The organism is Agromyces sp. CCNWLW213 (genome assembly GCF_037199545.1).
Lineage (GTDB): Bacteria > Actinomycetota > Actinomycetes > Actinomycetales > Microbacteriaceae > Agromyces.
Window position 1 is genome coordinate 165,179 of sequence record NZ_JBBBDX010000003.1, and the last position, 12,530, is coordinate 177,708.

The 12,530-nt window shown below is 70.3% G+C and carries 17 protein-coding genes; 8 read left to right on the forward strand and 9 right to left on the reverse strand.

What is annotated here, in order from left to right; translation table 11 throughout:
* The first annotated feature begins 343 nt into the window (after window positions 1-343).
* Window positions 344-1,699 (forward strand): polysaccharide deacetylase family protein, encoded by a 1,356-nt coding sequence (locus WBQ80_RS08020; RefSeq protein ID WP_337282512.1) that lies wholly within the window; start codon window positions 344-346, stop codon window positions 1,697-1,699.
* Between the two features lie 176 nt (window positions 1,700-1,875).
* Window positions 1,876-2,298 carry a hypothetical protein gene (locus WBQ80_RS08025; RefSeq protein WP_336571425.1) on the forward strand — a complete coding sequence of 141 codons (423 nt, stop codon included), beginning with the start codon at window positions 1,876-1,878 and terminating at the stop codon, window positions 2,296-2,298.
* 75 nt (window positions 2,299-2,373) lie between these two features.
* Here the strand turns inward: WBQ80_RS08025 and WBQ80_RS08030 are convergent, their stop codons facing one another.
* On the reverse strand, window positions 2,374-2,781 hold the full coding sequence (locus WBQ80_RS08030) for a hypothetical protein (protein ID WP_337282513.1): 408 nt from the start codon (window positions 2,779-2,781) through the stop codon (window positions 2,374-2,376).
* Window positions 2,782-2,966: 185 nt separating this feature from the next.
* Here WBQ80_RS08030 and WBQ80_RS08035 point away from each other — a divergent pair, with 185 nt between their 5' ends.
* Window positions 2,967-4,613, forward strand: a complete 1,647-nt coding sequence (locus tag WBQ80_RS08035) for a DUF5671 domain-containing protein (protein WP_336571424.1) — start codon at window positions 2,967-2,969, stop codon at window positions 4,611-4,613.
* A 13-nt stretch (window positions 4,614-4,626) separates the two neighbouring features.
* On the opposite strand, the gene WBQ80_RS08040 is transcribed toward WBQ80_RS08035, so the two are convergent.
* Together WBQ80_RS08040 and WBQ80_RS08045 are read right to left on the reverse strand one after the other, a co-directional pair.
* Complete coding sequence (locus tag WBQ80_RS08040; RefSeq protein WP_336571423.1) at window positions 4,627-5,679, reverse strand: S66 family peptidase; 1,053 nt, start codon at window positions 5,677-5,679, stop codon at window positions 4,627-4,629.
* A 37-nt stretch (window positions 5,680-5,716) separates the two neighbouring features.
* A complete protein-coding gene (locus WBQ80_RS08045) occupies window positions 5,717-5,938 on the reverse strand; it encodes an amphi-Trp domain-containing protein (RefSeq protein ID WP_336571422.1) in 222 nt (73 codons plus the stop codon).
* 179 nt (window positions 5,939-6,117) lie between these two features.
* On the opposite strand from WBQ80_RS08045, the gene WBQ80_RS08050 reads away from it, so the two are divergent.
* Together WBQ80_RS08050 and WBQ80_RS08055 are read left to right on the forward strand one after the other, a co-directional pair.
* A complete protein-coding gene (locus WBQ80_RS08050) occupies window positions 6,118-6,702 on the forward strand; it encodes an RNA polymerase sigma factor (RefSeq protein ID WP_336571421.1) in 585 nt (194 codons plus the stop codon).
* An 11-nt stretch (window positions 6,703-6,713) separates the two neighbouring features.
* Window positions 6,714-7,496, forward strand: coding sequence for a peptidase M56 family protein (locus WBQ80_RS08055; RefSeq protein ID WP_336571420.1), 783 nt, complete (start codon window positions 6,714-6,716; stop codon window positions 7,494-7,496).
* A 202-nt stretch (window positions 7,497-7,698) separates the two neighbouring features.
* Here the strand turns inward: WBQ80_RS08055 and WBQ80_RS08060 are convergent, their stop codons facing one another.
* From WBQ80_RS08060 to WBQ80_RS08075, 4 genes are all read right to left on the reverse strand, one after another.
* On the reverse strand, window positions 7,699-7,986 hold the full coding sequence (locus WBQ80_RS08060; protein ID WP_336571419.1) for a hypothetical protein: 288 nt from the start codon (window positions 7,984-7,986) through the stop codon (window positions 7,699-7,701).
* A 175-nt stretch (window positions 7,987-8,161) separates the two neighbouring features.
* Window positions 8,162-8,503: a type II toxin-antitoxin system PemK/MazF family toxin gene (locus WBQ80_RS08065; protein WP_336571418.1), complete on the reverse strand. Its 342-nt coding sequence runs from the start codon at window positions 8,501-8,503 to the stop codon at window positions 8,162-8,164.
* Window positions 8,500-8,700 (reverse strand): hypothetical protein, encoded by a 201-nt coding sequence (locus WBQ80_RS08070; protein ID WP_336571417.1) that lies wholly within the window; start codon window positions 8,698-8,700, stop codon window positions 8,500-8,502. The genes WBQ80_RS08065 and WBQ80_RS08070 overlap by 4 nt, the downstream gene beginning before the upstream one ends.
* A gap of 109 nt (window positions 8,701-8,809) precedes the next feature.
* On the reverse strand, window positions 8,810-9,166 hold the full coding sequence (locus WBQ80_RS08075; protein ID WP_336571416.1) for a hypothetical protein: 357 nt from the start codon (window positions 9,164-9,166) through the stop codon (window positions 8,810-8,812).
* A gap of 292 nt (window positions 9,167-9,458) precedes the next feature.
* Between WBQ80_RS08075 and WBQ80_RS08080 the strand changes: the two genes are divergently transcribed.
* Window positions 9,459-10,010, forward strand: a complete 552-nt coding sequence (locus tag WBQ80_RS08080; RefSeq protein WP_336571415.1) for an RNA polymerase sigma factor — start codon at window positions 9,459-9,461, stop codon at window positions 10,008-10,010.
* On the forward strand, window positions 10,000-10,599 hold the full coding sequence (locus WBQ80_RS08085) for a hypothetical protein (RefSeq protein ID WP_336571414.1): 600 nt from the start codon (window positions 10,000-10,002) through the stop codon (window positions 10,597-10,599). The genes WBQ80_RS08080 and WBQ80_RS08085 overlap by 11 nt, the downstream gene beginning before the upstream one ends.
* Window positions 10,600-11,322: 723 nt before the next feature.
* On the opposite strand, the gene WBQ80_RS08090 is transcribed toward WBQ80_RS08085, so the two are convergent.
* On the reverse strand, window positions 11,323-11,700 hold the full coding sequence (locus WBQ80_RS08090) for a hypothetical protein (RefSeq protein ID WP_336571413.1): 378 nt from the start codon (window positions 11,698-11,700) through the stop codon (window positions 11,323-11,325).
* Window positions 11,697-12,071, reverse strand: a complete 375-nt coding sequence (locus tag WBQ80_RS08095; RefSeq protein ID WP_336571412.1) for a hypothetical protein — start codon at window positions 12,069-12,071, stop codon at window positions 11,697-11,699. The genes WBQ80_RS08090 and WBQ80_RS08095 overlap by 4 nt, the downstream gene beginning before the upstream one ends.
* Before the next feature lie 69 nt (window positions 12,072-12,140).
* On the opposite strand from WBQ80_RS08095, the gene WBQ80_RS08100 reads away from it, so the two are divergent.
* Complete coding sequence (locus WBQ80_RS08100) at window positions 12,141-12,521, forward strand: hypothetical protein (RefSeq protein WP_336571411.1); 381 nt, start codon at window positions 12,141-12,143, stop codon at window positions 12,519-12,521.
* Window positions 12,522-12,530 lie beyond the last annotated feature (9 nt).

Below are 12,530 nucleotides of genomic sequence, written 5' to 3' on the forward strand. Positions count from 1 at the left end.
GTTGCGTGCGCGCAAGATTCTGCGCTCGCAAGCTGCGACCCGGCGTAAGGCGGGACGGATCGGCAGACCCGCGGTGGCGGACCGGCCGGGGACACGACCGCGGCACGCGGCCGGAACCGCCGCGCGGGGTTAGCGTGGTGGAATGCGGGCGGCTCGCGTCGACAGGACGACGCGGCCGGCGCGGGGGGTCGCGCCGGCGGTGGCCGCCACCGCGCTCGCCGCCGCCCTCGCCTCGTGCAGCATCCTCCCGCCCGAGGCCCCCGGGGGGACCGCGACGCCGGCCCCCGCGCCCGCCTCGACCGGGCCGCCGGCGGCCCCGGCGGAACCCGACCTCCCTCGCGTGGTGCCGGGCCCGCCGCGGTTGTCCGAGTCCGATGCGCCCGGCCTGGTCTCGCGGTTCACGGCGACGGCCGGAAACGAACTCGCCATCGCGGTCCGCTGGGCGACGCCGCCCGGCCGCACCGCACTCGGCGACCTGCTCGACGACCGCGTCGAGCGGGAGGCGCGCGACTTCGCCGCCGCGCACGGCGCGGACTGGATCCCGGCGCCCGACGTGCTGCCGGGCGCGGACCTCGGCCCCTGTCGCGGCGCCACGCTGGGCTCGAGGGCGGGGTCGACGCTCTCGGTCGACTGCCGCATCGTCACCGCCGCGGGCTCGCTGCTCGGCGAGCGCCTCACGATCATCCGCCGGGAGGCGGGCGCCGCGGCGTCCGCGACCCGCGAGGTCTGGTACGCGGATGCCGCGACCGGCGCCCTGCACGAGGGGACGGCGCTCTACGAGCCCGGGCGCGAGCCGCGCGTGCTGGCCCTCGTGGCCGAGGGCCTCCGCTCGACGGGACGCATCGGCGCGTCGGACCCGTTCGCGGGACTCGATGACGCTGCGGCGCGGGCGCTGCTCGCCGACTCGGCGGTGACCGCGTCCGGTGTCGTCGTGAGCGTGCCGGTCGCCGGGGCGGTCGCGCCCGTCGCGGTGCTCGTGCCCGCGCACCTCCTGCACCCCTTCCTCTCCGAGGCGGGCCGCGCCGCGTCCGCGGCCGCGAGCGCCGACGAGCCCTTCGTCGCCCCGCCGGCCCCCGTCGGCGACGATCCAGTGGACTGCGTGTTCCTCGCCTGCGCCTCGATCACCTTCGACGACGGTCCGACCCCGCTCACGCCCGGCCTGCTCGACCTGCTCGACGAGGCCCGAGCGCCCGCGACGTTCTTCGTGCAGGGGTCGTCCGTGCAGCGCGACCCCGACACCGCGGCGCGCATCGTCGACGGCGGGCACGAGATCGCCAACCACACCTGGGCGCACCCCGACCTGACGAAGATCGAGGACGACGAGGAGCTGCTCCGCGAGGTCGAGCGCACCCAGGATGCCATCCGCGCCGCGACCGGTGTGACGGCCCGCAGCATCCGCCCGCCGTACGGCGCCTCGGACGAGCGCGTGCGCGAGCTCGTGGACCTGCCGTTCGTCGTGTGGGACGTCGACACCGACGACTGGCGCGATCCCGGCTCCGACGAGGTCGTCGCCCGCGCGGTGGGCGAGAGCCGACGAGGCAGCGTCGTGCTGATGCACGACACCCACGAGCAGACCGTCGCGGCCGTCCCTGACGTCATCGCCGGCCTCCGCGCGCGCGGTCTCACGCTCGCGACGGTGGCCGACCAGTTCGGCGGCTCGCTGCCCGGATCCGGCCTCGTGAGCCACGGCCCTCGCTGACCGGCGTGGGTGCAGGTCCGGATGCCGCGTGGTGTCCGCCCTCGGTCGCCTCGGTGCGCCCACTCAGGCAGGCGGCCGGCACATCGGCGGGTCGGCACTGATCCCGGTGGAGCTGAGGATTCCTAACCTCTGATCATCCCCGCACCAGAGCGTCGGGTCATGAAGGAGAAGGAACCATGGACACCACACGATCCACCCTCATCGGCGGTACCGCAGCCCTGCTGCTGTTGCTGACCGGCTGCGCGGGCGCGGGCGGTCAGTTCGCCGACAGTGCTCGCGGCGATGCCGCCGCGGAACGCGCCGCGAGCGTCGAGCTCCGGCTCAGTGCCGCGCAGGCCGCGCAGGCCCGCGCGGCGTACGAGCGCATCCGCGAGGTGAAGGCCGCCGAATCGCTCGGGCAGACCGTCCAGCGCGGACCGGTGGACTTCAGCGTGAACGAGGGCATCCGCCAGGCCAAGCAGACCGAGTCGGCTCCGGTGACGAGCCTCCAGGATCGGATCCGCGAGGTCAAGCAGGCGGAGTCCGAATCGACCACGCCGACCGCGGAGTCCGTCACGCCCGAATCGGTGCGCGAGTTCAAGGCATCGCAGGTCCAGTGAGGGAGCCCGCGCCCGCGAGAAGACGACCCCGAGGGGGCGCAGCCCGGTGGGAGATCACCGGAATGCGCCCCTTCGTCATGCCCCCGGCCGTTCGCCGGTGACGACGCGCCCGGCGTTCGTGACCTTGGTCCGCCATCCGCCGCACGTTGCCCGCCATGATGCAGAGATGGACGAACCCGCGGCGCGGCCGGACCGCACCCTCCTCGTGCTCCTCGCCGTGATCGCCGGGCTGGTGATCGTGGCGCTCATCGTCGTGTTCTCCCGGGGCGAGCCGGCCCCGCTCGACCGGTCCACGCCGGAGGGCGTCGTGCAGGCGTACTCGGCCGCGGTCATCGAGGGCGACGAAGCCGAGGCGACCCGGCACCTGGTGCCCGAGCTCGCCGAGGACTGCATGCGCATCGAGGGGCCGCCGACGGACGGCATGCGGGTGACGCTGGCGTCGACGACCGAGCGGAACGACACCGCGGACGTCGAGGTGCTCATCTCGTGGTCGTACGAGGACGGGCCGTTCGGGGGCTCGGGCGTCGAGGAGCGGGGGGCTTCGACCTCGTGCGCGACGGCGACGGCTGGCTCATCGAGACGGCGCCATGGCCCCTCACGATCTGCGAGCCGGGGGTGTCGAAGGGATGAGCGCATCGACGCCGGGGCCCGTTCCCCCCGCTCCACCGGTGCAGCCGGCACCGCCCGCGCCCGCCGGGGCGCAGCGGACCGTCCGCCGGCTCATCGTCTACGGCCTCCTGTTCGTCCTCGTCGTGATCACCGCGATCGGCCTCGCCGGCCTGCTCGAGCAGGTCGTCGACACGCGGACCCCGATCGCCGGCGGGGGGCCGTCCGACCTCGCGCTGTGGCTGGCCTTCTCGCTTATCGGCGGCCCGCTGGCCGCGATCCTCTGGTGGGCGGTGTGGCGACGCCTCGCGGAGGAGGCGGAGCGGACCTCGCTCGCCTGGGGCCTCTACGTCGCCGCGATGTACACCGTGTCGCTCGTGGTGGCGACGGCGGCGCTGCTCGCCGCCGCGGCCGGGGCGGTCGAGGGCCGATGGCTGCCCTCCGAAGTCGCCACGGGCGTGGTGTGGGCGGCGGTGTGGGCGTGGCATCGGTGGATGTCGCGCCACCCGTTGAAGGGACCGGTGCGGATGCGCACCGTGCCCTTCGTCATCGCCTCGGTCTACGGCCTCGTGCTGCTCGTGTCCGGGTCGGTCGGCGCGCTCGGTGCGCTCTTCGACGAGGCGCTCCTCGGTGCGGCAGCGCCGCCGCTGGCGGGCGCCGCGTGGTGGCAGGGCGTCGCCGAGTCGATCATCACCGCCGCCGTCGGCGCGCTCATCTGGTGGTGGCACTGGTTCCGCGACGGCACCCGCGGAGACCGCACGGGCTTCGCCGCCGTCGGACTCGTCGCCGTGGGCGTGCTCGGCGGCGCCGCCGTGAGCCTCACGGGCGCCGGCACGGCGATCTGGGTGGGCCTCCGCCTCGTCTTCGACCGCAGCGAATCCATCGGCGAGCTGCTCGACCCGCTCGGCACCGCGCTCGCCGCAGCGGTCGTCGGCGCGCTCGTCTGGCGGTACCACGTTCGCATCGCTGCGACGCGCTCCGACGGCACGCGCCGGGCGGCGGACTTGGTGCTGTCGGGCCTCGGGCTCGCGGCGGCCGCCTCGGGCATCGGCGTGATCGTGAACGCCACGCTGGGAGCACTGGTCAGCCCACTCGTCGCGGACGACACGCGGACGCTCCTGCTCGGCGGAATCGCCGCGCTGGCCGTGGGCGCGCCCCTCTGGTGGTGGAGCTGGCGCCCGACCCGGCGCCTCGCGCCCGAGGAGATCGCATACCAGGGTCGCCGGGTGTACCTGATCGCGGTGTTCGGCATCAGCGCGGTCGTCGCGCTCATCGCGCTGCTCGTCGTCGGCTTCCGGGTGTTCGAGTTCGTGCTCGACTCCGCCACCTCCGCAAGCCTCGTCGATCGGGTGCGCGCGCCGCTCGGCCTGCTCCTTGCGACGGCGCTCGTGTTCGCGTACCACTTCGCGGTCTGGCGGCGCGATCGCGCGCTGATCGCGGAGCACGGCCTGGCGCCCGTTCGCCGCATCGGCCGGGTGGTGCTGGTGGCGGCGGATGACGCGGCCGAGCTCGTCCGGGCCATCGAGGAGGCGACGGGCGCCTCGGTCACGGTGTGGCGGCGCGAACCGCTCGCGGGCGCGCCCGCCCCGTCGACGCAGGGTCCGGATGCCGCCGCGGTCGCCGCGGCGTTCGACGGCGTGGCCGCACGCCGGGCGCTCGTGCTCGCCGGTCCCGGGAGCCGCTTGGAGGTCGTCCCGCTCGTGGACTGACCCCGCGGCGGGGTCAGGAGTAGTCGGCGGTGACGGTCCGCGCCGCACCGTCGAGCCGGATGGTGCCGCCGTGCGGGATGATCCACTGCGGGCGGGTGTGGCCGAACGGGACGCCGACGCACACCACGGCGGACGCGTTGTACCGGCCGACCTGCTCGACCACCGCGTCGCGCTGCTCGGCACGGTGCCGGGCGCGCTCCTCCGCGCTCCCGCGGACCGACTCGATGGCGCTCGCCGGCGGCCGGGCGACGAGCACGCCGGCGACCGCGTCGAGCACGCCGCGCTCGCCGAAGGCACGGACCCACCGCGCGACCTGGCCCGCCGACGGGAGCTCCTCGCTCGTCTCGAGCAGCAGGACGGCGCCGGCGAGGTCCTCCGTCAGCGGCATCCGACCGGCCAGGGCGAGCTGGTCGACGACCTCGAGGCATCCGCCCCAGGTCGGGCCCTCGACGGCGCGCTCGGGACCGGCCCACGCCCACGGCTCGGTCGGCTCGCGCTCGCCGAACTCGACCAGGGCTCGCGGGTCCGTCCAATCGACGCCGAAATCCTCCGATTCGCCGGGCTCGGTCAGCTCGATCACCCCGCCGTCGAGGAGCGCCGCGCGGAGGGACACCCGGTGCACCTCGTCCACATGCGGTCCGGGGCCGAGGTGCACCTGCGTCGATCCACCGTAGAAGCTCGGCACGCCCACCGACCAGAGCAGGTTGTGCAAGCTGGTGTTGTCGCTGTACCCGAGGAAGGGCTTCGGGTCCGCCGCGAGCGCGTCGGCGTCGACATGCGGCACCACCGTCACCTGGTCGTCGCCGCCGATCGTCGCGATGACCGCGCGGATCGACGGATCGGCGAACGCCGCGGTGACATCGGCCGCGCGGGCCTCGGCGCTCGCGCCGAGCTGCCGGGTCGTCGGGAACTCGACGGGCACGAGGTCCGTGGTCGCCGCGAGCCGCTCCAGCGCCCGCTCGTGGATGCGCTCGGACGCGGCGGGTGCCGCGAACGCCGGGGACAGGACGGCGATGCGGTCGCCGGGCCGGGCTTTCGGGACGTGCGGGAATCGTCGGGCGCTCATGCCCTCGATCAAATCAGTCGGCGGCGCGGCCTACCCATCACCAGGTGAGCTCGACCTCCAGCTCGTTCTCGCCCTCGTCGCCGATCTCCACCTCCACCTTGAGATCGACCTGGTCCGGGACGTGCACGGTGATCCGCCGTCCCGCGCGATCGAACTCGATCGAGTTGTTCTTCGCCAGGGCGTCGGCGAGGAGACGGAGCTTGGCGGCTGCCTCCTCGCGGCTCATCCGTTGGGTGTCGTCGATGTCGAACAGGTCCATGGTGTCTCTCCTCGGTGGCGTGTTCTCGACCGTAGCGACCTCCGACTGCCGCGCACCAGCGCTCGGCGTGGACGCCGACGCGCTGCTCGGGGACGATTCCTCAATGAACGCCGTCGGGCTTCTCCGGGGCAGTGACCGTCGGTGTGCAACATCTTGTCGAGTGCCGGACACTTCAGGGTATGGAGCGTGAGGTGTCGGAGGCCGTGTTGTGGTCTCGCGCGCTTCGTGGCGATGGTTCGGCGCTGGGCAGGGTGTTCGACCTGCATGCCGATCGGGTGTTCCGGCATGTGTTCGCGGTGCTGCGGAATGTGCATGATGCGGAGGACGCGACGGCGGCGGCGTTCCTCGAGCTCTGGCGGCGGCGCGCTGCGGTCCGGGTGATCGAGGGTTCGGTGCTGCCGTGGCTGCTGGTCACCGCGGCCAACTGCGCCCGCAACCTGGACCGATCCCGCCGCCGCTACCGGGCCCTGCTCGGTTCGCTGCCCCGCGGCGAGCACAGCCAGTCCGCCGAGACGTCTGCGTTCGCAGGCCTTCCCCTGGTCGAGACCGTCGATGGGGATCTCGCGGCGCAACTGCGGTCGCTGCCACGGACGGAGTACCTGCTGCTGATGCTGACCGCGGTCGAGGGGTACTCCACCAGCGAAGCCGCCGCTGCGGTGGGAATCACGGCATCCGCAGCCCGGACCCGGCTGTCCCGGGTCAAGGCCAGGCTCCGTCCCGCGCTTGCGTCTTCGCGGACGCCGATCGGTGAGGAGGTCGGATGATGCCACCGGTCATGTCCGAGGAGTTCCGGCAGGCTCTTCGCACCGAACTCGTGCACCGCGCCGAACACGCCCAGGCGGACACTCGGACCCGCCACTGGCGGTGGACCACCGGTGGCACGCTCGGGGTGCTGCTGGCCGGCGGCGCCACGTTCGCTGCCGCGGACCTGTTCAACCAGCCCGGCGCCCCGGTCACCTCCACCGTCGCCGAGGAGGTCACGGTCACCGGAATCGGAACCCGGACGATCGACCTCGGGCCGGCTCCAGAATCCGCGACCGGCGTGTGGGTCGACATCCGGTGCCTGACCGCCGGCACCTTCGAACTCGGCGGCGGCGGTGCTGCGCTCGGCTGCACCGACGCGGACGCCGGCACCGAACAGGGCCGGGCCTTCGGGTCGTTCCCGATGAGCGTGCTGCGCGGTACTACGTTCACGTTGACCGCCGACGCGGACGCCGAGTGGGAACTCACCCTCGCCTACGTGAAGGAAGAACTCACCGACTGGGCCACCAACGAATCCGGTCAGACGTACGGCGCCGAGAACCCCGACGGCACCCCCGACCTGATCGCCGTCGTCGCAACCAATGGACGCGAAGGCTACGTGTATCGCGCCGAACTCGAGGAAGCCAACGGCACCGCCGCCGCGCGTGAATTCACTTCACCGGAAGACGCGATCAGGTGGCAGGAGGAACGCGCCGGCAAGACCTTCACCGTCCCGGTCTACGAAGCCGACGGCACCACCCAGATCGGCGAATTCGTGATCGAAAGCGGAGTCGGCGCGGTCATCGGCCCGGAGTAGTCCGCCTCGGCCACTCGGGATCCCTCAGCGGGCCGTCGCGACGATCGTTGCGCTCGCGCTTCGCGCGTGAGACGGTCGGGCGTGGACTCTTTCGTTGTGTGGAACACCCTGGTCCTCGGAGGCGCTGCAGTCGCAGCGGCAGGGATCGTGGCTGTGGCCGTGTGGGTCAGAAGCCGCAAGCGCCAGTCCTGATGGGATCGCTTTATGCGAGATGCCCGATGGCCTTGAGGACGTCGCCAAGCCACACCAGTTCCCACTGGACGGATGCATCGTCCCGCTGGAGGTTCTCCCAGGACTCGGTGAGCTGGCCGACCGTGAGTTGCGGTGCGGCGCCCAGCACGTCGTAAAGCTCGGGGAACGGCACCGAGTAGAAGAAGTCCTCCGGCAGGGTCACCGCCTCGCCATGCGTCGCTTCGAGATCATCTAGGAGTCGAGTGACCGTTTCGCGAAGCGCGGCGACTTCGATCCGCAGGCCGTTCCATGTGTCCACGATCCGAAGGTAGTGCGCGCTGTCGAATCTCGACGCCCGCCGCCCGGTAGCCGGTCCCAATCAGATCCAGTTCCGAAGTGTGGACGGTTTCTGCGGGTGCGCGGCAGTCGACACCCGCAAGGACTGTTCGTAACCGTACTTCGGCCGCCCGGTACACGGTCGTTCTCCGGACGTTCTATGGCGCCCGTGGTGGCATCACGTCTTGGACGCCGAGATAGTGGGCGAGTGCCGAGTCGACTTCGGCAAGTTGGTCTCGGGTGAGGTAATCGACGGGGTCTCCGACGACGTAGTCGACGTCGATCGAGCGGATCTGGTCGACGAGCAGCTTCGTTGGGCGGCCCTCGATCTCCAGCTCGGGCCGGTGGATAGAGCTTCCGGCCGAGGTCGAGGTGGGCACGACGGTGACAACGGACAATGGCGAGTCTGACGGTGATACGACGAGTCCGAGCCGTCTTCCGCCCTGCTCGTGTCCGCGGGGGCGACCCAGGTCGATCCGGTAGACGGCGCCGCGGATCACCAGGCCTCAGGCTCCGCGTTGAGGTTCTCGTCCTTCAACGTGTCAGCGTCCGCGCGGAACTGCTCCAGCCAACGCTCGTGATCCAGCAACCGGAGCGCGCGGCGGAGCGTGTCGGACGTGCTCTCGCCAGGCTGCGCGGCCTCGCGGAGAATGCGCTCATCGTCCTGCGTGGGACGGAATCCGATCGTGGTACCCATGACTTCATGCTATCGCGTGTTCAACAAATGTTGAACAGCTTGGCCGGATCCAGCACCGCCCACGGACGATCCCTCATTGAGGATTGCGCGTGCACATGCCGGATGCGGGTCAGCCTCGCCCAACGCGCTCGGTGAACTCCTCGGCGCTCAGCTCCGGAGGTAGCGCCAGCAGGAAGTGCTCGCCTTCAAGCGGTTCGGCAACGGCCACCGCAGAAAGCACCTCGCCCCCGACTTTGATCACCAAGCGAGCGTCGTCTCCAGCCTGCGCGGCGTTGGTCGTGGCTGACTCGAGGAGTTCTGCACCCTCGCTCGTGAGCGTGACGTCGACAGCGTTGCCCGCCTCCTCGCCGGCGGCCGCAACGGACTCGACTCCAGCCCGCGAGAAACCTGCATCGGGCACCACCACGTACTCGCCATTCACGTCGACGCACTCCGACGCGGAGTCTGCAGCGCAGGTCTCCGACACGGCACCGCTACGGCTGTTGCTTGCGACCCCGCACGAGCCGCGCCACGAGCGCGATGAGACCGACGACAGCCGCCGCGGCAACGAGCAGAACGACGCCAGCGGTGATGAGCAGCTCGTTGCCAAACATGGGAGTCACCTTATCCGCCATAGTCATGTCGGATCCGCAGACTGTGCACCCCCGGTCCTTCAACGAAGCAACGGCGAGGCGTGACCTGCGACTGGGCTCAAGTGGTTCTGTTCGGATATGTCATGATCGGGCGCCGGTCGACATTGCCTAGTCGAGGAGGTGCCGATGAGCCTGACCGATGAGACGGAGTCGGAACTGCTTCGGCGAACGGTCGAGGGTGACCGTCGAGCGTTCGAGGTGCTGTTCGACCGTCATGTGCGCGCCGTCACCCGGTATGCGTGGGCGCTGGTCGGCACCCGGCAGGACGTTGAGGAGGTCGTACAGGACACCTTCCTCGCCGGCTGGCAGAAAGCGGCCCGGATCGGACTCCGCGGGGAGTCGCTGCTGCCGTGGCTTCTGGTGACCTGTCGGAACCAGTCGCTCAACCTGCTCCGGCGGCGCCGTCGACACGCCCACGACTCTCTCGAGGAGGAGCGGTTACTGCGCCGGCTTGCGTCGCATGAGGACGAGAACTTGGCGCGGGCCCGACTGGAACTGGTGGTCACCGAGATGGACAAGCTGAACGAACTCGACCGGCGCATCTGCGAGTTGTGCCTGGTCGAGGGGCGCTCGTATCGGGAGGCGGCGCAGCTGGTCGGGAAGAGCGTGGCCGCGGTCGGCAAGCGCCTGGAGCGGTCCCGGCTTCGATTGAGAAGGGCGGTGGAAGGTGAGTACTGAACAGCAGGAGACGGGTGAACGGCCGATCGCGCCGTCGGATGCGGTGCTCGACGAGATCGTGTCGGCGGTCAAGGCCAGCACGTTCGCGCGTCTCGCACCACGACGCCGGACATTCCGGATCGGGTTGGCTGGGATCATCACCGGCACGATCGCCCTACTCGGGGTGGGCGCTGCCGGCGGCGCGATCGCGACGAACCTGATCAGTTCGCAGGCCGACGCCGTCTCCATGGTGGTCGCGTGTCTTGAGTCACGGGGGTGGGATCCGACCGTGCACGATGACGGCGTGTCGTTCGAGGGGCCGGCCGAGATGGGCGCGGCGTTCGCCGAGGACAGCCGGGAGTGCAACGAGAGCGTCGGGCCCGAACCCCGAACACTCAGCGAGGAAGAGTTGGATTCGGTCTACCAATCTCAGCTTGCGGTGCGGGAATGCCTCATCGACCAGGGGCTCGACCTTCCTGCGCCGCCACCGCTCGATGAGTACACCGCCGGCGGTGGCGCCTGGAGCCCATACCTCGACCTCGACGAGTCCGTGGGAGTCGAACGGTTCGCAGAACTCGACGCGACCTGCCCGCAAGCCTCGCGGTGGTGACGGAGGCCCTAACCAAGCGGCGCGGCTACTGCCGCGTTCCCGAGTAGCCCGAGGCTGTAGAGGACGATCAACGCAGCGATGATGATCACCGTAAGAGCGATGACCATGACGAAGGTCTTCCTCGGCATGGCGTCAGTCCATCACAGCAAGAGGTAGTTCGCGCTGGCCGAAGCACCGCAGTCCACGGAATCTCGGCCGCTGATCGGCGCCGTTCTGCATCCGGCGACGCGCCCGGTAGCCGGCCCGCCGACGATCGCTATGCGGGCAGTGACCGTCGGTGGGGCGTTGCGGGTGACGTCTAGGGCGTGTCTCCCAATTTGGGGCGCGGCGCGGGTGGTGCCGCCTCGCGAGATCAGGTTTCGGATTGTCAACAGTGAGACCTCGGGCCCGACCGTATGGATGCCGGCTTCAGCGGTCCCAGAACCAGTACGATTGAGCCGACATTGGTGCCACCGTGGCGGGAGGTTGGCTACGCTCTGTGGCCCCGTCTTGATCGAAGAGCGGCGTTAATGAGCATGGTTAGGCCACTCAAGATCAAGGTGACCATCACCCAGAAGACCGCTACCTCTAACGGTGGAATTCCGGGCTCGACCTGTCCCTCATCGAGCTGGTACGCGCGAATGATCACGAGAATCCCGAGCGCGGCCGCGCAGAGGCCGCCGACGCCGATGAGGATCCAACCGATTCGCTTCATTCCGTCTGCCCCTATCAGTTGCACCAGTGTTACGCGATGGTCGAGGCCCAGCCGCTGTAGTTGTACCGGCTCTTCTCCAGGTTCCAGGAATCTGGCTTCAGCAGAGCGTAGATGGCGTGGAGGTCCATGTCGAACAGGACTTCGGGGCCGGCGCATAAATCGAGTTGTACCCCCGGCGAAAGGACGACTGAGAAGGTTTCGTTAAGCGCGGTACGCTCTCCCAAATCCTCTTCCAGGACGGGGGCATGATCGCTCGCCCAGATCGCTGTGGCTCTGTCTCCTGTGATCGCCGCGAGGACGACCGGCCAGTCCTCCGCGCTTGATTCCTCGATCCAACCGTCAGGAAGAACGACGGCGTCCGGGCCGAAAGCTACATGGAGGTCGTCGGCGCGAAGTTCGGCGGTCACGAGGGCAGTCTCTCGCAGATCAGGTCGGCGCCGCCCGAAAGCCGGTCCGCCAGCGACGCACGGACGATCCCTTGACGGACTCGATTGCGACGTGCGCGGGCTCGGTAGTGTGGCGCCATGCAGCGGATGCGTCCAGCCCTACTGACCGCGCTGATCGTCTCGGCCCTTCTCGCCGCCGGCGGGATCGCGCTCTTCGCAATCACCAGCCGCATGCCCGTGTCGTTCGGGTTCGTCGCGTACGCGCCGCTCACCGGCTCGTGGTTCGCACCGGACGGTTCATCGTCCTGACGACGCCTGCGATCATCGCCGCCGTCATCGCGGTGGTCGGCGCCGTCGGAGTCGCCGGCACGGCCGGCTTTGCCATCGGCCACGGCCGCAGCCGCGGGCGCGCCGAATAGGCGATCCCTCAACGCGACCGCTGCCTGAGACATCATGGCTCCATGAGCTTTGATGTCTATCTGCAGGACTTCTCGGATGAACCTGCGGATCGCAGTGCGTCGGTTGGGCGCCGGGTGCTTGCGCCGCTCCTTGACGCGGATGGAGAGAATCTCGTGACCGCCGACGGTTCGGTTGCGGTGTATGGGGCAACCGATGCGCCGCTGGAAGGGCTGATGTTCAATCACATCGAGGGTGACCGTGCGTGGGATGTCATCTTCGACGCTGCGGTGGCCGGCGACTGGGTGATCATGCCAGTCGGTGCGCCGCTGTGTATCGTCCGCGACGAACAGCGAAAGTCGGTGCCGAACGAGCTCAAGGACGAAGGGATCGTCCTCGTGCGCTCCGGAAGCGAGTTGCGCGACGCGGTGGTGACAGCCGGCTGAACCGCTCGG